Origin of the sequence: Antarcticibacterium arcticum, assembly GCF_007993795.1 — a bacterium.
Taxonomy (GTDB): Bacteria; Bacteroidota; Bacteroidia; order Flavobacteriales; family Flavobacteriaceae; genus Gillisia; species Gillisia arctica.
The window spans coordinates 1,211,926-1,228,848 of record NZ_CP042476.1; the positions used below are offsets into that span (position 1 = coordinate 1,211,926).

Sequence of the window (16,923 nt, forward strand, 5' to 3'; positions counted from 1 at the left end):
ATAATAGACAAAGAAAATAAAAATGAAAAAGCACATCATAAAACTGTTCACACTGCTCATTATGGTATCGATCCTTACTTCGTGCAACGGCGGAGAAGGCGAAGAAGCTACCGGAACCGGCGAAGACCTTGCTACGGAAGAAGCCGGTCATGAAGAAGATGAAGAAGGAGAAGAAGGCGGATTGGGAGAAGTGCATCTTTCCAGCCTCAAGTTCAACAGCCTGGGCATAAAAATAGATACCCTGCCCACCAGGCCCCTTTCAGACGTAGTTGAAACCACAGGAGAACTGGAAGTGCCACCCCAGTATGAGGCCACCGTGACCGCTATACTAGGAGCCAACATTACTTCTATTGAAGTTATTGAGGGGGATGAAGTTAGAAAAGGCCAAACCCTGGCGTATCTTTCTCACCCCAACCTCACCAGGCTTCAAACCGATTATATGACAGCTTACAGTCGTATGCAGAATCTGGAGCAAGAATTTAATCGCCAACAAAGGCTCTATGAACAAGAAGTAGGTTCAGGCAAACTTTTTCAACAGGCGCAGGCCGATTATCGTGTTGTACAGGCAGAAGTAAAAGGTCTGGAGTCACAGCTAAGACGGTTAAACCTAAATGTTGCATCGATACGAGAAGGAAATATTACTGAGAATATACCTGTGGTAAGTCCAATCCAGGGGAACATTGAAGATGTTAGTGTACAGATAGGACAATATGTTGATCCTCAAACCGAGCTTTTCGAAGTGATCAATACGGAACATGTGCATGCCGATTTAATGGTATTTGCAAAGGATGTTTACAAAATAAAAAAAGGACAAAAGGTTTTACTTCAAATGGAATCCATACCTGGTAAGACCTATACTGCTAAAATTTATTCCGTCGGTAAAAAGTTTGAACAGAATCCTAAGGCTGTGCACGTTCATGCAGAGATACAGGAGGATACAGAAAACCTTGTTCCTGGCATGTACATCAACGGAAGGATTATTACAGGCGCCGGTACGGAGGTGACGGCTTTGCCGGAGGAGGCCATTATTGAGGAAGAGGGAAAATCCTACATCTTCATTGCTGAAAAGCACGAGGAAGACGGGGAAACCGAATGGTCGTTTAAGCCGGTGGAGGTGATCACGGGAGAAGTAAATGAAGGCTGGACAGAAATTAAATTATTGCAGCCTTTACCTGAAGGTGCACTATTGGCCTGGAACAATGCCTACTACCTGATCTCCGAAATGAAGAAAAGCCAGACCTCCCATGGCCATTAAAACAAGTTATTTTGGAACCTGGCTTGTCCGCAATTGTTTGTCTTAATTTATGGCAGGCCGGGTTTTTAATAAAATTAGATCAATAAAAATTTTAATAAATGAAAGAAATAAAAGCGTTTGTCAAACCCAAGAGGGTTCAAAAAGTTATTGAAGCTCTTAGTGAATCAGGATTTAAAAGTATGACCCTTTCTCAGGGGGAAGGGACCGGGGCCTTTAAAGATAAAGGAGCAAGCCCCTCTCTTGATTTCCATATTACAGATAGTCCCGTAGTGAAATTGGAACTGGTGTGCCAGAATGAAGAAGCACAAAAAGCCATAGATATCATAGTCGAAAATGGAAAGACAATGAACCCGGGCGACGGGATCATCTACGTTTCTGATATCGAAGATGCCTTTCAAATAAAGACGGGAAAATCTATCAAAAGACATGAATTGTAAAACTGTTTTGTTCAGGAATGGAAGAATTAATAAAAAAACTTGAAAGCAAAGAGATACGACCCACCGCTATGCGCTTGTTGGTCTTAAATCGTTTTACAGATTCAGAAGTAGCATTAAGTATTGGGGAACTTGAAAAAGATTTTCAAAATTCTGAAAGGAGCACCCTATTTCGTACTATAAAAACATTTGAGGAAAAAGGGATCGTGCATAAGATCGAAGATGGAACGGGCGTAATAAAATATTCCCTTTGTCAAGAAAATTGTGAATGCGAAATTGACAACGACCTCCATTTGCACTTTCACTGTAATAGCTGTGACGAGACAGTGTGCCTTACGGAACAAAAAATTCCACATATTACTTTGCCCGCAGGGTTTGAAGCAATAGACGCCAATCTGGTTATTACGGGGATTTGCAGTAAGTGCAATGTTGGATCAAGTTGAGTTCAGATGATACTAAATGTTCCAGACTTGGTAATCATCTAAAATAAGTTTGAGCAAAGTAAAAATTTCTGAAGAAGAAGGAGTTTGCCGGAACAGTTACCATTAAAAAAGCAGGCAACCCAAAACACAAGAAATTATGAGGAGGCGAAAGATTTTTATTACGATTCTAGTAGGTGTGGTCTTAGGAATTTTTATAGTGCAACCGCTGGTCTTTTCCCTTCAAATTAACTATTTAGAGGGGGACAAAAGTTGGTGGACATACCTCCAAGAAAGTTATCAGAAGGTATTTAACTTTAATGATGAAGATCAAATCTTGATAAATCTCCTTTTTTCAATAATGGGGATAGCTCTTGCCTTTATGGTTGTTGTAAGAAAAAAGATATATAAGCTTAGAAGACGAAGTAAAAGCTGAAGAAGGTGAGGCATTCTTCATAGAAAAGACAGAGCCAACATAAAAGCTTTTAAAGTTTACTGGAAAATCGAAATAACAGATAGAAAAAATGAAAAAGACGCAAGTAAGATTACCAATACTCCTGCCGGAAATTCCCGATGAGAACGATCAATGTGTACAGAGGCTAATGGATCACCTGCAAAACAGGGAAGGTATTGAAAAGGTACATATTGCTTCTGAAAAAGAGGATGATACCCCTCAGCTTTGTTTTCATTACGATCCTGACGTTATTTCCATTGCCCATATTAGAAAACTCGCGAAACAGGCAGGGGCATCATTGACCAATGAATTTGGACATACCCTGCTCGAGGTTGAGGGAATTCGTCATGCAAGGCATGCAAGGAAAATTCAAAATGCCCTGAGAGGATTAGAGGAAATAATGGAAGCCTCGGTTTCCGAATCTGGAATTATAAGGCTGGAATTTATTAAGGCTAAAACTGATGAAGAAGATTTTCGTCAAATCCTGAGGAACGAAGGCCTGAAAATCAAAACCGCCAAAAGGAATGAAAAAATGCCTCCTGAAACGGCTGAAACCCATAAACATTCCCACGAGGAGGCAGAGCTTAAAGATGAAGGCCACGCCCATGACCACGGGGGTATTTTAGGAAAAAATACTGAGATGTACTTTTCCATTATTTGCGGGGTTTTATTGGGTATCGGTTTTGGCCTTTCCTACCTAGAAACTGTGCCGGAATGGGTAAGTCTGGCCTTGTACATAGGCGCCTATTTCTTTGGGGGCTATTACACGGCAAAAGAAGCCATTGAAACAGTTGCCAAAGGAGGTTTCGAAATTGATTTCCTTATGCTGGTCGCGGCAATTGGGGCAGCCGTTCTGGGAGAATGGGCAGAAGGGGCTTTGCTGCTCTTCCTGTTTAGTCTTGGACATGCCCTTGAAAATTATGCCATGAACAAGGCCCGAAAATCTATTGCGGCTTTAGCTGATTTGGCACCCAAAACTGCTCTGATAAAACGAGATGGAAAGACCCGGGAAGTAAAAATAGAAGAACTTCAGGTAGGTGATATTGTCGTAGTGAGATCCAACACCAAAATTTCTGCCGATGGCGTTGTTGTCAATGGTAATAGTAGTGTGAACCAGGCCCCAATCACAGGCGAGAGCGTTCCTGTCGATAAAACTTCTGTACCCGACCCTGACAAAGATTATTCAAAAGAAAGCGAAATAAAAGATAAACACCGTGTATTTGCGGGAACCATCAACGGCAATAGTACCCTTGAAGTAAAAGTGATAAAGACCTCTCAGGATTCTACCTTATCAAGGCTCGTCAAGCTGGTCAACGAAGCCCAGACCCAGAAATCGCCAACCCAGTTGTTGACCGACAAATTTGAGAAATATTTTGTTCCGTCAGTACTTGTCCTGGTAGTCCTGCTGAATTTCGCTTTCCTTGTCCTGGATGAGTCCTTTAGTGAAAGTTTCTACAGGGCAATGGCTGTTTTAGTTGCTGCCAGCCCCTGTGCCCTGGCCATTTCCACACCCAGTGCCGTACTTAGTGGAGTTGCCCGCGCAGCAAGGGGTGGTGTTCTGGTAAAGGGAGGAAGACCACTGGAAGACCTTGGCGTGCTCACCGCTATTGCTTTTGATAAGACCGGAACACTTACCGAAGGCAAACCAAAACTCACCAAAGTTATTACCTTAACGGACGTAAGTGAAGAGGAACTGCTAAAAACGGCTGTAGCGGTCGAGGCTCTGAGCGACCACCCCCTGGCAAAAGCAGTGGTACGGGACGGCAAAGAACGATTGGAAAATACCCAAATTCCGGAAGCCAGTAATATGGAAGCTGTTTTGGGAAAAGGAATAAAAGCAGGCCTCGGGGAAGATAAGGTGTATATAGGGAATCTGGAGCTCTTTGATGCGCTCGATGACCAAAAACCTTCAGAAGAAATCGTAGAAAAAGTAAGGGATCAGGAAGCTGCAGGGAACACGACAATGTTGATACGCAGGAATGAAGAATATATAGGAATTATTGCTCTGATGGACACTCCACGGGAAGAAGCCAAAGCCACCCTGGTGGAGCTTAAAAAAATCGGTATTAAACGTATGATCATGCTTACCGGGGACAACCAAAAAGTAGCTGATGCCGTGGCCAAGGAAATTGGCCTTACCGATGCCTGGGGCAGTCTTCTGCCTGAAGAGAAGGTAGATGCAATTAAAAAACTTAAAAAACAGGAGGACAAAGTGGCTATGGTGGGCGATGGCGTAAACGATGCCCCGGCCATGGCACATAGTACCGTGGGTATTGCAATGGGAGCAGCAGGATCGGATGTGGCACTGGAAACAGCGGATATCGCCCTTATGGCCGATAAATTGGAGACCCTGCCCTTTGCAATAGGCCTAAGCCGGAAAGCTAAAAGTATCATCAAACAAAACCTGTGGGTAAGTTTAGGAATTGTGGCCTTATTGATTCCGGCCACAATATTTGGCTTTGCCAATATAGGAATTGCGGTGCTTGTTCACGAAGGCTCCACCTTGCTGGTGGTCGCAAACGCTTTGAGATTATTAGCTTATAACAAAAACAAAACTGCCTTACCCGGAGGCCGTTTAAAGCAAATTTTTGAATTAAAACAAGAAAATGATGTCAGAATTTAAAGTTAAAATAGAATGGAAATCCGATTCCTAAGATTTTTCCTATAAAAAATAAAAGGACTGCCTGCCGTTAAAGGCTATGGCAACAATAAAGAAATTAAGTCCTGTAAAGGTTTGGCAAGCCCACGAGGTATGAAATGAAAAATAATGCTGAAGAAGGATAAATATTATCAACCTTGGTAGAAATAGTTCTACATATAATTTAAATCTATTTAATTATGAAAAATGAAAATCATGAACAACTCGTTCAAACCTTGCTAAACTGTGCTTTAGCTTGTGAAAACTGCGCTGCTCAAAGCTTGGCAGAAGGAGAAACCGGAATGATGGAAAGATGCATTCCGTTGGACATTGACTGTGCTGACATTTGTATACAGGCAGCTAGGTTGCTACAGAGAAATTCTGCCCTTGCGCATGAATATCTTTTGATCTGTGAAAAAGCTTGCAGGATGTGTGCTGAAGAATGTGCAAAACACGATCATGAGCATTGTAAGAAATGTGCTCAAGTCTGTAATGAATGTGCGGAAGCATGCCATAGGCATCATGGCGATGTGCAGTTAAGCTAATGTAATGAAAAGTATGCGGTGTTTATAGCGTCGCATATTTTCCTTAAAGAAAAAACACCAAAAAATGAAGTGTTAGAAGAGAAATAGAGGGCGAACCAAATTTAAAACTAAAAATATAATATTAAGTCCTGTAAAGGAAATTCTAAAAACTGTTTGTCTTAAATCAAGGATTTCCTTTCCAGGCACAATTATTTAAAATCAATGAATATAAATAATAGAACATTTTTTTATTAAACGTTCTTGGTTAAGAAAGACTATCTAAAGTAGATTGTATAATTTAAAACAAGAAAATTATGTCAGAATTCAAAGTAAAATTAGAATGGAAACCAGATTCCGAGGATTTTTCCTATAAGAATTATACCCGTACCCATCAGTGGATCTTTGGGGGAGGGACGGAAGTCACTGCATCTGCAGCTCCGGAGTTTTTGGGGAAAGCTGAATTAGTCAATCCTGAAGAAGCCTTCGCTGCTTCCCTTTCCAGCTGCCACTTATTAACTTTTCTCGCTATTGCCTCCTTTAAAAAGTATATAATAAAGAGTTATAAAGATGAAACCGTTGCTGTGGTTGAGAAAAACAAGGACAATAAACAGGCTGTGACCAGGGTTTTTTTACGTCCCAAAGTAGAATTCTCCGGTGAACATATACCTGATGAAGAAGAAATGAAAAAAATGCACCATAAAGCACATGCTGAATGCTTTATCTCTAACTCTGTAATAACAGAGGTTATAGTGGAACCTGTTCTATAATTTCCTTTAAGAAGATTCAGTGTTCAAGGATTTTGGTTTAAATATTAAAATGGGTGATAAAACATAACTTATATGAAAAATCTCATGGTTGCCTCCTCCATTCTTTCGACAGATTTTGCCTACTTGGGCAAAACTCTCGAGACTATTAACAGGAGTGAAGCAGACTGGCTGCATGTGGATATCATGGACGGAATGTTTGTTCCCAATATTTCCTTCGGAACACCTGTTTTACAAGCTATAAAAAAGTACAATAAGAAACCGGTCGAGCTGCACTTGATGATTGCCCAACCTGAAAGGTATCTGGATTTTTTTTCTAAATATGGAATAGACCAAATTACTGTGCACGTTGAGGCCTGCCTTCATTTGCACAGTGTGGTGCAACAAATAAAAAATCTGGACTGTAAAGCAGGGGTGGCTTTTAATCCACATACTTCTTTAGATTGTCTTGAATACATTATCAAGGAGTTAGATACAGTGTGCCTGATGTCTGTAAACCCGGGTTTTGGGGGGCAGAAGTTAATTCCCCAAACGCTGAAAAAGATAAGGGAATTGAAAAGATTAATACAAAATAAAAATTCAAAAGCCTTAATTGAAGTAGATGGAGGAGTTGAAGAGAATAACGTGAAGGAAATTTAAAAAATAAATCAAATAATAATTCAAAAAAAGGTGTTATGCTACAAATATTAGAACAAACTGAAGGGAATTTAATAGCCACAAGGGCAACAGGAAACTTGACCGAAGCCGATTACGATAAGCTATTGCCCCGGCTAAAAAACATAGTGGAAAAATATCAGAAGATCCGGTGGTATTTTGAAATGGAGGGTTTTGAAGGATGGAAACCAAAAGCCTTTTGGAAAGATTTGAAATTCGATATTCACCATGCCAACGACTTTGAAAAAGTGGCCATGGTAGGGGATAAAAAATGGGAAGAATGGATGACGGATTTGATGAAACCTTTTACTTCTGCAGAGGTTAAGTATTTTGCGACTACAAAAAAAATTGAGGCAGTAAAATGGATTAACAGCTAAGAAATAAACCTATGGAAGATCAACAAAGAGAAAAGTACCTGAAAAAAGCCAGGAAGCTCCAGATGTATAACGTCATATATGATACTATTGAGGTAGCTGTGTCACTAACCGCCGGTTTTATCTCCGGAAGCGCAGCTTTGATTGGTTGGGGGCTGGATAGCATCATAGAAATTATTTCGGCAAGCACCCTGGGGTGGCGACTACATGGGGAAATCAAGGATATTAGTGATAAGCGGGTGAAAAAAAGAGAAAAAATTACCCTGTATGTAATTGCCACTTCTTTTCTAATTGTTAGCATTTTTATCACCTACGATTCTGTAACTAAGTTTTTTAATAAAGAAACTCCAGACTGGAGCACCATGGGCCTTACTATACTACTCGTATCCTTAGTGGTGAATCCCATTCTGATTTGGTACAAACGCAAGTATGGAAAGAAATTGGACAGTAAGGAATTGATAGCCGATTCCAAAGACACTTTTGTTTGTCTTTATCAAACGGTGGCGGTTCTCGGTGGCCTTCTGGCAGTACAATATCTGGACTGGTGGTGGGCAGATCCCGTGGCCGCCTTTCTTATTGTTCCCTATGCCTTAAAAGAAGGTTGGGAGGCTTTTAAAAATGGAAGAGAAATTTCAGTATAGAAATTAGAGCTGGATTAGAAAGAAGGAAAGGATTTTTGTTTAAGCATTAACGAAATTATTATGGACTGGGTGTTTGAAGATTTTAAGACAGACCTGGATTCCCGCCAAAGAAAAGAGTGGATTGTAAAATAATTCTAATACGCATAAAACCAAAAATTACAATTAAAACCACAAGTCATGAAAGCAAACAAAATAGTAGTCCCGATTGATTTTACTCAAACTTCTAAAGTTGGGGCGAATTATGCCATATTTTTAGCCGAGCCACTACACTCTGAAATTATTTTTGTCCACGCCTACTCCGTAGGTAATCAATTTGGTGGATATGGGGCAATTACCTATGCTGTTCCCGATAATTTTGTTTCTAATGAAAAATTTTACAAAGAAAAGATGACAGAATTTCTCGAAAATTTTCCACAACTTTCCTCTATAAACTTTAGGAGTGTTTTTGCCCCTGGAAGCACCGTAGATATCATTTGCCAGGTTGCAAAGAAAGAAGAAGCAAAACTAATAATTATGGGTACGGAAGGTACAAATGCTGTAGAAGGTTATTTCATTGGAACAATAAGTGAAAAAATAAGCAGAATGGCATCTTGCCCCGTCATGATTATACCTGAAGATTTTGAAGTTTCTGAGATAAAATCAATTAGTCTGGCACTGGATTCTGACAATCTCAAATCTAATATTGAATTGGGTGTACTTGCAGATCTATTAAATTTATTCGATGCCAAACTTTATATTTTGCATTTCTTGGAGGACAATAACAAGACTATCAATAAGGAAGAGGTTAAAGACTATTATGTTGGACAATTTCAACGTGAAAATATTTCCTTCCACCTTTTATCCAATGGGGAAAAGGATAATATCATAGACAATTTCCTTCAGGAAAATAGGATTGATGTATTGGCACTAATTTATAGGGAACATGGGCTTTTTAAACAATTAACCGAAATGGGTTTAAGAAAAAAAATGGTTTTTGATTCAAATGTACCTATTCTTATACTTAAATAAGAAGTGAAATCAATAGAACTGGCAATGGCTTAATCTCTGAACGAGAAAATTGGCTGAAGAGAGATATAACATATGTGTGAGCGGGCCAATGACTCTGAAAAAGTGGCCATGGTAGGGGACAAAAAATGGGAAGAATGGTTGACGGGTTTGTACTTACCTGGACTGGTGATGGGCAGATCCCATGGCCGTCTTTCTTATTGTTCCCTATGCCTTAAAAGAAGACTGGAAGGCTTTTAAAAATGGAAGAGAAATTTCAGTATATAAATTTTTATAAGGAGGGATTTACCACCTCTAAAAATCAATAGGCAAAAATTAAATGAAATGGCTGAACTTAAAAAATCTTTAGGGACATTAAGACTCACTTTTTACGGGGTAGGGACCATCGTAGGCGCGGGAATTTACACCGTTATTGGTGCGGCGGCGGGCCAGGCTCGGAATGACCTCTGGCTAAGCTTTATTTTTGCGGCTATAGCTGCTAGTTTTTCCGCCCTTTCCTATGCAGAACTTTCCTCTACCTTCCCCAATGCCGGGGCGGAATTTATTTTTGTAAGGAAAGCTTTTCCCAAAATAGATATTCCCTCGTTCCTGACCGGATGGACAATCGCTTTCCATAGTTCGGCCACCATTGCTGCTGTACTGCTGGCATTCTCGGGATATCTAAATGTGTTTTTGGACCTCCCTGCCCTCTTATTTAGTTACAGTGCATTAATACTGCTCACCCTAATAAGCATTACTGGAATAAAAAAATCTTCTACCGTCAATATTATAATGGTAAGCATTCAGCTATTGGGACTATTGCTCCTGATAGTATTGGGCTTGAACAGTACAGGTGCCCCTGACAAGGAATTTTTTATCATCGATTCTTTTTCCGGTACCATAGCTGCCACTGCCACCTTATTCTTTGTCTATACTGGCTTTGAGCATATGGCGGCCCTGGGTTCTGAAGTTAAAAATCCGGGTAAAACCATCCCACGGGCATTTTTATTGACGATGCTCATTACCACAATAATTTACCTGTTTATCTCCTTTACGGTTCTCAATATAAGCGACGCTTCAGAACTGGCAAAAGTAAATTCCCCGTTATCTCTTGCTGCTTCCAATCTAAATTCCTGGCTGCCCATTGTTTTGGCGGTTGCCGCCTTGTTTGCCACGGCCAATGCTGCTTTTAGCGGGATTATATCCATCAGCAGGCTACTTTTTGGAATGGCTTCGGTTGGTGAATTGCCGGCTTTTATGAAGAAAACCAATGCTCAAAAAGTTCCCTGGGCATCAACGCTGGTGGTGTTGGCAGCAGTGGCCGGATTTCTTTTACTGGGAAATATTAAATTGGTTGCAGGAATGTCTTCCTTAGGTGCATTACTGGTTTTTATTGCGGTAAATATAGCCTTGATTGTTTTGCGTTTTAAGTCCCCGGAAGAGAAAAGACCATTTAAAGTTCCTTTGTCCATAGGTAAAATGCCTATCCTTCCCATTTTAGCTATTTTGATAAGCCTGGCCTTGGTCATTCAATACGAATGGCAGGTGTATGCCGCTTTTGCAGGAGCTATTGTGGTAGGGGTCGTCCTGGATTATTTTCTAGACAGGACAACAAAAAAAGTTGATCCGGAAGAAGAAAAGGATTTGTTTAAGCATTAAAGAAATTATTATGGACTGGATGTTTGAAAATTTTAAGACAGACCTGGATTCCCTGAACCCAATTGTTAGGGAGAAGGCCCTTGAAATAGCCAACGAGGTTATGAAAGAAGGGAAGTTTACAGAAAAAGAAGCTATAACCGAAGCCATTAAACGGGCGGAAGAATGGTTTTATGATCTGGAAGGATGAGATCTGACAAATTCCAAAATTTTTTTCCAGTAAATTTCATCAGAAAGTATTGGGAAAAGGGGAAATATAACGCGGCTGTTTCATAAAGACTAGGTTTAATATGTGGTTAGTTGTGAATATCTTAATTAAAAACTTAAATTTTAAAAAATGGAAAAATTTGATGTCACAATAATAGGTTCAGGTCCCGGAGGTTATGTGAGTGCAATACGTTGCGCCCAGCTTGGTTTCAAGGTGGTCATTATAGAAAAATACAGTACGCTTGGCGGCACCTGTCTCAACGTAGGCTGCATACCTTCAAAGGCCTGGTTGGAAGCGACGGAGCATTATTACAAGCTACAAAATCAATATAAAGATTTTGGTATTAATTTCAAGGAAGCATCGGTGGACATAGTTGAAATGAATAAAAGGGTACAGACGGTGGTCCAGGAAATTATTAACGGGGTTTCCTACCTGATGAAAAAGAACAAGATAACCGTTTATACAGGTGTAGGAACAATTAAGGATAAATCTACCGTTGAAATTAAGGGTGAGGAAAAAACTTATACCATCACTACAGATAAAATCATTATAGCTACCGGGTCAAAACCTGCATCGCTGCCCGGTATAACCATCGATAAAAAGAGGATTATCTCCTCAACGGAAACACTTGCCCTAAAGGAAATACCTAAACATTTAATGGTTATCGGTGGAGGGGTTATTGGAGTTGAGATAGGTTCTGTTTTCGCCCGTCTGGGTTCTAAAGTTTCCATTGTGGAGTATCTCGATACGCTCATCGCCAGTATGGACCGTTCTTTAGGAAAGCAGTTGTATAAATCCCTAAGAAAACAAGGAATGGAATTTCATCTGGGACACAAGGTGACAAAAGCCAATGCTTTAGAAAATGAGGTTCAATTGGTAGCTGAAAGCGTTGACAATCAGAAAGAAATGACTTTTCAAGGGGATTACTGCCTGATGGCTATAGGCAGAAAGCCTTATTCCGAAAATCTGGGACTTGAAGAATTGGGCATCAAAACCGATAAGAAGAGCAGGATAAATGTAGATGAAAACCTGGAAACGAACATTAAAAGGATTTATGCCATTGGAGATGTGGTACGAGGTGCGATGTTGGCCCACAAAGCAAGTGAGGAAGGAGTATTTGTTGCTGAAACGATAGCAGGTCAAAAACCACATATCAATTATTCCCTTATTCCTAATATTATTTACACTCAGCCTGAAGTGGCCGGGGTAGGATCAACCGAAGAAGAATTGAAAGAAGCAGGAAGAAGTATCAAAACAGGCTCCTTTCCTTTTAAGGCCAATGCAAGGGCGAAAATAAGTATGGACACCGACGGCTTTATCAAAGTAATTGCAGATAAAGAAACCGATGAAATCCTGGGGGTGCATATGATAGGCCCCAGAATTGCCGACAGTTATACAGAGGCGGTAGTGGCAATGGAGTACAGGGCATCTGCGGAAGACGTTGCGCGAATGTCCCACGGGCATCCCACTTTTTCAGAAACCTTTAAAGAAGCTTGTTTGGCAGCTACCGAAGACAGGGCGTTGCACATTTAACCCAAAACAAGAATTGCTGTTTTTTTAAAGTTATCCTATCAATACAAAAGTTACGAATAATGAAAAAGGATTTAAAAAAACAACTTGAACAAAAGAAGGTACGGCCAACAGCCATTCGTTTGCTGGTACTGGATACACTTCAAAGACAAAAGACAGCAGTAGGCTTGGATGATTTAGAAGAGGCTCTTGAAAAGGCCGACCGGATCACCCTGTACCGTACGTTGAAAACCTTTGAAGAAATGAAACTGGTACACCGGATAGAAGATGGAGCAGGAGCAACTAAATTTGCTTTATGCGGAGAAGGATGTGAATGCGCTCCTAAAGATATCCATGTCCATTTTTACTGTAATAATTGTGAAGAAACTTTCTGTCTGCCAAAATCTGAAGTTCCGGAAGTGCCCTTACCCGAAAAATTTCTTCCGGTGGAGACTAAAGTTCTTGTAAAGGGCATTTGTCAAAACTGTGCAAGTTGAAATATGCAATTTCATTGCAAGTTTATAGCGATACCTTCGTGGTATGTTTTTAAAAGAGATATTGGAAAAGCAGCTGAGCATCACAATAAAGAATGCAAAGCATGAACAGCTCCATAAGCTAAAATTTAAGCAAAAATTGGAAAAATGACTAATCGAAAAAAAGAAGTAGCAAATTTTTTTGTGGGCTTCGCTACTGCCCAGATAATTTTCCACTGGGGAATAGGATTATTCACTGTGAACCTCCCGCTGGATTTTGGTCTTATTGCCCCTAACTGAAGGGCTTAATACTTTTGCAATGGTATTTTGGCCAATTATAGTGGTTCTTTCGGTGTATTATGGGTGGATTAAAAAATGAAGAATTAATGAGCACTGATACTAACAACGAAGAAAACGAGGTGCAGTTTGATGCCTCCAATAAGGCTGAAAGAAAAACATTAAAACAGGTCCTGGGAATTAATATGTTTCAGGTGGCATTGGCTGGTACTGTTGGCTTTATTGCAAACTCCACAGGATTATTGGGCGCGGCGCTCGATAACTTTGCTGACTCTGCCGTTTACATTGTCAGTTTGCTGTAGGCAAAGGAGTTATTTCACAATCACGAGCTGCAAAACTTTCGGGTGTGCTTTTGCTTATACTGGGCTTGATGTTGCTTGGTGAGGTGGTAAGACGTTTCTTTACGGAAACCGAACCAATAGGTTGGGCAATGATCATTACGGCAACAGTGAATGCGGCGAGTAATCTTCTTGCCATGCATTTGTTGAAATCTTATAGGGAAAAAGGCGCACACATGAAAGCTTCCATCATATTTACCACCAATGATATGCTTGTTAATTTAGGAATTGTATTATCCGGTATTGCTGTGATGCTGTTTAATTCTGCTCTTCCGGATTTGATCATCAGCCTTATAACTGTTGGTATCGTGCTACAAGGAGGTTGGAAAATCCTTAAGGAAGCAAGAGATGCAAGAAGGGGAGCTAAAAGCAACAGTCAAAGATGAGTAGAATTCTCATTATGATTAGATACATTCAATTAGGATCTGCCTTCAAAGTGGCCCTTAATTGTTCCGCTTAGTATTAAAAAAAAAGAAAAACAATGAATAAAAGCACATTTACCATTCAAAAAATGGATTGCCCCTCGGAGGAGCAGATGATCCGGATGAAGCTGGAACCAATTGCACAGGTTAAACATCTGGCTTTTGATATTTCCAATCGAAAATTGGAAGTATATCATACCGGTGAAAGCAAGGAAGTACATCAGGGAATCCATCAGCTGAATTTAAATGATAAATTGGAAGAGACCACAGAGGCTGTGTTGCCTTTGCCTTCAGATGATTCCCGCCAACGGAAGATGCTTTGGTGGGTACTTGGAATAAACTTTGGTTTCTTCATTATAGAAATGACCACCGGTTGGATTTCACATTCTATGGGATTGATTGCCGACTCCCTTGATATGTTGGCCGATTCTATTGTATATGCCCTTAGCCTATTTGCAGTGGGAGCCTCGATTTCTAGAAAAAAGAAGGTTGCGGGAATTAGCGGCTATCTTCAAATGGGACTCGCTTTACTGGGTTTTTCAGAGGTTATAAGGCGTTTTTTTGCAAGTAGTGAAACGCCCTTATTTGAATGGATGATCATCGTCTCACTTTTTGCCCTGGTTGGAAACCTGATTTCGCTTTGGCTTATCAACAAGGTCAAAAGCGATGAGGCCCATATGCAGGCCAGTGCCATCTTCACTTCAAATGATATTATTGTGAATGGCGGAGTGATTGTGGCCGGTGTGCTTGTTTATTTTCTGGATAGTAAGTGGCCCGATTTGATCATTGGAGGGATTGTCTTCTCCTTTGTAATGCGGGGGCTGTCAGAATTTTGAAACTGTCGAAATGACTTTTTTGATTTTCGACTTGAAATTACATGTCGTAGATATTTTAGACGTTGGATTATAAATTATGAAAGGAAGAACGGTAGTTATATGGGTGTTATTGTTGTTGCTTATCGACCAGGCAATAAAAGTCTATATAAAGACGAATTTTTACTATGGTGAAGAAATAAAGGTCCTTGTACTTGATTGGTTTCGCCTGCATTTTTTAGAAAACTCAGGAATGGCCTGGGGCTTAAATTTTGGGAATGGAGATTTAGCTAAGTTATTTCTCACCTTGTTCAGGTTAGGTGCTGTAATTTGGGGCTTCTTTTATATTAAAAAGATTATTCATAAAAAATATAGCCAAGGTTACATTTTATCTGTGGCACTTATATTCGCCGGAGCTTTAGATAATCTGTTTGACAACTTTTTCTACGGGTTGATATTTGAGAGGAGCGATCCAGTCACAGAGAATTTGGCTGATGCCTTTCCTACTGGTGGTGGTTATGCTGGTTTGATGTACGGTCGTGTTGTAGATATGTGGTACTTTCCTATTATTGATACAAAACTTCTTGATTGGATCCCTATTTGGGGTGGAAATGATTTTGAGTTTTTCCAACCTGTATTTAATACTGCTGATGTGTGGATAACCATCGGAGTGATGGGGCTTATAATTTTTCAAAATAGAGTTCGAAAAAAGGAGCAATAGATCATTTATTAGTTCGAAAACATTTCTTGGAACACTAAAAAATAATTATGTCTGTAAATCCAAAAAAGAGAAGAAAAAGCTATAAGAAAAAGCAGAAGGAGCCTTCGAAAAACAAGATTACTAAAAAAGACAAAATATATGGGATTCTTATTCTAATCGCTTTATTTGTTCTAACTTTTTTATTTCATTTATTCATAGGATTAGGATTTTTTCACTGAATAACTTTAAGCATTAATGAGATGGACTATTAAGAGGTACTATCACACCATCATCTCAAAGGCGCCACAAGAGAAACAATATGAATTTGTAATTTGGAACTTCTATTGAGTTTTTCTTTTCCACTTTTCTAAGAACTATCAATTAAATGAACGCAATAAATAACTATCAAACGTTAATAATAGCATTAGCGGTAGGTTTAGGCCTGCTCCTGGGTCAGATAGCAGCCTTTAAATTGTATGCAGAATACCTGATAGTGCCTTTCTTAATGGTGATGCTTTTCGGCTTATTTCTCAATATTCCTTTGAAAAATCTGCTTTCCAGCTTTTCCAACCTCAAATTCATATCAGCAAATCTGGTTATAAATTTTGTCTGGACACCAATTATTGCCTATCTATTAGGGCTACTGCTGTTAAAGGAACATTTGAGCTTGTGGATAGGATTTGTTATGCTGATGGTTACCCCCTGTACAGACTGGTATTTGATCTTTACAGGAATAGCCAAAGGAAACACTTCCCTGGCTGCCGCCGTTTTGCCGGTAAACTTGATCCTGCAATTGATCCTGCTTCCCGTTTACCTGCTGTTGTTTTTCGGAAGAACAGGATCTGTGGATCCAGCAATCTTGTGGGAGAGTATCCTCCTGGTGCTTCTGGTTCCATTTCTATTGGCACAGCTCATAAAATTCTGGAGTTCTAAACGTAGAAAAAAAGCGTTGATGGAGAAGAAGATCCTTCCCTTTTTTGAAACGGCACAGATTATTTTTTTGGCATTGGCCATCGTGGCTATGTTTGCATCACAGGGAGAATATTTAACTAATAATCTAAGCGTACTTTATATTCTTCTTGTCCCAATTCTAATATTTTTTATCGTGAACTTCCTGGTTAGCCGTTTTGGAAGTTATCTTTTGAAGTTTAATTATGAGGATTCGGCAAGCCTGAGTTTGACCACTCTTGCCAGAAACTCACCCATAGCACTGGCCATTGCACTCACTGCCTTTCCTGATGATCCATTGATTTCCCTGGTGCTGGTAATAGGTCCCTTATTGGAACTGCCCATATTGGCACTCGTATCTCAAGTGTTACTGCGAATAAGGAATGGTCGCAACAATCTATCTTAACTTGTCGTTGTTT

At 39.9% G+C, this 16,923-nt stretch carries 19 protein-coding genes and 1 pseudogene; all 20 read left to right on the top strand.

The features are described 5' to 3' along the window. Positions 1-22 precede the first annotated feature (22 nt). The 20 genes and pseudogenes from FK178_RS05370 to FK178_RS05450 all read left to right on the top strand — a co-directional run bounded on the left by FK178_RS05370 (position 23) and on the right by FK178_RS05450 (position 16,910). The gene (locus tag FK178_RS05370; protein WP_146831779.1) at positions 23-1,255 is read left to right on the top strand and encodes an efflux RND transporter periplasmic adaptor subunit; all 1,233 of its coding nucleotides are present in this window, start codon (positions 23-25) and stop codon (positions 1,253-1,255) included. 98 nt (positions 1,256-1,353) lie between these two features. Beyond that, positions 1,354-1,692, top strand: a complete 339-nt coding sequence (locus FK178_RS05375) for a P-II family nitrogen regulator (protein WP_146831782.1) — start codon at positions 1,354-1,356, stop codon at positions 1,690-1,692. A 17-nt stretch (positions 1,693-1,709) separates the two neighbouring features. Next, on the top strand, positions 1,710-2,132 hold the full coding sequence (locus tag FK178_RS05380; RefSeq protein ID WP_146831785.1) for a Fur family transcriptional regulator: 423 nt from the start codon (positions 1,710-1,712) through the stop codon (positions 2,130-2,132). A 500-nt stretch (positions 2,133-2,632) separates the two neighbouring features. After that, a complete protein-coding gene (locus FK178_RS05385) occupies positions 2,633-5,185 on the top strand; it encodes a heavy metal translocating P-type ATPase (RefSeq protein ID WP_146831788.1) in 2,553 nt (850 codons plus the stop codon). A 443-nt stretch (positions 5,186-5,628) separates the two neighbouring features. Next, entirely contained in the window at positions 5,629-5,745 is a 117-nt protein-coding gene (locus tag FK178_RS15750; protein ID WP_394345089.1) for a four-helix bundle copper-binding protein, read from the top strand. A 293-nt stretch (positions 5,746-6,038) separates the two neighbouring features. Then, positions 6,039-6,491, top strand: coding sequence for an OsmC family protein (locus FK178_RS05395; protein ID WP_146831794.1), 453 nt, complete (start codon positions 6,039-6,041; stop codon positions 6,489-6,491). 72 nt (positions 6,492-6,563) lie between these two features. Further along, positions 6,564-7,127 (top strand): ribulose-phosphate 3-epimerase, encoded by a 564-nt coding sequence (rpe, locus tag FK178_RS05400; protein ID WP_146831797.1) that lies wholly within the window; start codon positions 6,564-6,566, stop codon positions 7,125-7,127. Positions 7,128-7,162: 35 nt separating this feature from the next. Beyond that, complete coding sequence (locus tag FK178_RS05405; RefSeq protein WP_139067554.1) at positions 7,163-7,519, top strand: SpoIIAA family protein; 357 nt, start codon at positions 7,163-7,165, stop codon at positions 7,517-7,519. An 11-nt stretch (positions 7,520-7,530) separates the two neighbouring features. Next, positions 7,531-8,157: a cation diffusion facilitator family transporter gene (locus FK178_RS05410; protein ID WP_146831801.1), complete on the top strand. Its 627-nt coding sequence runs from the start codon at positions 7,531-7,533 to the stop codon at positions 8,155-8,157. Between the two features lie 177 nt (positions 8,158-8,334). After that, positions 8,335-9,165, top strand: coding sequence for a universal stress protein (locus tag FK178_RS05415; protein ID WP_146831804.1), 831 nt, complete (start codon positions 8,335-8,337; stop codon positions 9,163-9,165). A gap of 321 nt (positions 9,166-9,486) precedes the next feature. Further along, positions 9,487-10,800, top strand: coding sequence for an APC family permease (locus tag FK178_RS05420; RefSeq protein WP_146831807.1), 1,314 nt, complete (start codon positions 9,487-9,489; stop codon positions 10,798-10,800). Between the two features lie 10 nt (positions 10,801-10,810). Continuing rightward, positions 10,811-10,987, top strand: coding sequence for a hypothetical protein (locus FK178_RS15440; RefSeq protein ID WP_168194563.1), 177 nt, complete (start codon positions 10,811-10,813; stop codon positions 10,985-10,987). Between the two features lie 147 nt (positions 10,988-11,134). Continuing rightward, positions 11,135-12,538, top strand: coding sequence for a dihydrolipoyl dehydrogenase (lpdA, locus tag FK178_RS05425; RefSeq protein ID WP_146831810.1), 1,404 nt, complete (start codon positions 11,135-11,137; stop codon positions 12,536-12,538). A 59-nt stretch (positions 12,539-12,597) separates the two neighbouring features. Continuing rightward, positions 12,598-13,011, top strand: a complete 414-nt coding sequence (locus FK178_RS05430; RefSeq protein WP_146831812.1) for a Fur family transcriptional regulator — start codon at positions 12,598-12,600, stop codon at positions 13,009-13,011. 144 nt (positions 13,012-13,155) lie between these two features. Next, positions 13,156-13,287 (top strand): hypothetical protein, encoded by a 132-nt coding sequence (locus tag FK178_RS15755; RefSeq protein ID WP_262711707.1) that lies wholly within the window; start codon positions 13,156-13,158, stop codon positions 13,285-13,287. A gap of 86 nt (positions 13,288-13,373) precedes the next feature. Continuing rightward, a complete protein-coding gene (locus FK178_RS15555; protein WP_205677219.1) occupies positions 13,374-13,586 on the top strand; it encodes a hypothetical protein in 213 nt (70 codons plus the stop codon). 44 nt (positions 13,587-13,630) lie between these two features. After that, positions 13,631-14,008: a cation transporter gene (locus tag FK178_RS15560; RefSeq protein ID WP_205677220.1), complete on the top strand. Its 378-nt coding sequence runs from the start codon at positions 13,631-13,633 to the stop codon at positions 14,006-14,008. A 95-nt stretch (positions 14,009-14,103) separates the two neighbouring features. Further along, positions 14,104-14,894: pseudogene (locus FK178_RS05440) on the top strand (cation transporter). Between the two features lie 62 nt (positions 14,895-14,956). Then, the gene (locus FK178_RS05445) at positions 14,957-15,577 is read left to right on the top strand and encodes a lipoprotein signal peptidase (RefSeq protein ID WP_146831815.1); all 621 of its coding nucleotides are present in this window, start codon (positions 14,957-14,959) and stop codon (positions 15,575-15,577) included. A gap of 364 nt (positions 15,578-15,941) precedes the next feature. Continuing rightward, complete coding sequence (locus FK178_RS05450) at positions 15,942-16,910, top strand: arsenic resistance protein (RefSeq protein ID WP_146831818.1); 969 nt, start codon at positions 15,942-15,944, stop codon at positions 16,908-16,910. Positions 16,911-16,923: the final 13 nt, after the last annotated feature.

Excerpts from the sequence above, each read along its gene's own strand:
- lpdA (WP_146831810.1), top strand. The coding sequence starts at position 11,135 with ATGGAAAAATTTGATGTCACAATAATAGGTTCAGGTCCCGGAGGTTAT.
- FK178_RS05415 (WP_146831804.1), top strand. The coding sequence starts at position 8,335 with ATGAAAGCAAACAAAATAGTAGTCCCGATTGATTTTACTCAAACTTCT.
- FK178_RS15440 (WP_168194563.1), top strand. The coding sequence starts at position 10,811 with ATGGACTGGATGTTTGAAAATTTTAAGACAGACCTGGATTCCCTGAAC.
- FK178_RS05385 (WP_146831788.1), top strand. The coding sequence starts at position 2,633 with ATGAAAAAGACGCAAGTAAGATTACCAATACTCCTGCCGGAAATTCCC.
- FK178_RS05420 (WP_146831807.1), top strand. The coding sequence starts at position 9,487 with ATGGCTGAACTTAAAAAATCTTTAGGGACATTAAGACTCACTTTTTAC.
- FK178_RS15755 (WP_262711707.1), top strand. The coding sequence starts at position 13,156 with ATGACTAATCGAAAAAAAGAAGTAGCAAATTTTTTTGTGGGCTTCGCT.
- rpe (WP_146831797.1), top strand. The coding sequence starts at position 6,564 with ATGAAAAATCTCATGGTTGCCTCCTCCATTCTTTCGACAGATTTTGCC.
- FK178_RS05380 (WP_146831785.1), top strand. The coding sequence starts at position 1,710 with ATGGAAGAATTAATAAAAAAACTTGAAAGCAAAGAGATACGACCCACC.
- FK178_RS15555 (WP_205677219.1), top strand. The coding sequence starts at position 13,374 with ATGAGCACTGATACTAACAACGAAGAAAACGAGGTGCAGTTTGATGCC.
- FK178_RS15750 (WP_394345089.1), top strand. The coding sequence starts at position 5,629 with ATGTGTGCTGAAGAATGTGCAAAACACGATCATGAGCATTGTAAGAAA.
- FK178_RS05430 (WP_146831812.1), top strand. The coding sequence starts at position 12,598 with ATGAAAAAGGATTTAAAAAAACAACTTGAACAAAAGAAGGTACGGCCA.
- FK178_RS05405 (WP_139067554.1), top strand. The coding sequence starts at position 7,163 with ATGCTACAAATATTAGAACAAACTGAAGGGAATTTAATAGCCACAAGG.
- FK178_RS05450 (WP_146831818.1), top strand. The coding sequence starts at position 15,942 with ATGAACGCAATAAATAACTATCAAACGTTAATAATAGCATTAGCGGTA.
- FK178_RS05370 (WP_146831779.1), top strand. The coding sequence starts at position 23 with ATGAAAAAGCACATCATAAAACTGTTCACACTGCTCATTATGGTATCG.
- FK178_RS05445 (WP_146831815.1), top strand. The coding sequence starts at position 14,957 with ATGAAAGGAAGAACGGTAGTTATATGGGTGTTATTGTTGTTGCTTATC.
- FK178_RS05375 (WP_146831782.1), top strand. The coding sequence starts at position 1,354 with ATGAAAGAAATAAAAGCGTTTGTCAAACCCAAGAGGGTTCAAAAAGTT.
- FK178_RS05410 (WP_146831801.1), top strand. The coding sequence starts at position 7,531 with ATGGAAGATCAACAAAGAGAAAAGTACCTGAAAAAAGCCAGGAAGCTC.
- FK178_RS05395 (WP_146831794.1), top strand. The coding sequence starts at position 6,039 with ATGTCAGAATTCAAAGTAAAATTAGAATGGAAACCAGATTCCGAGGAT.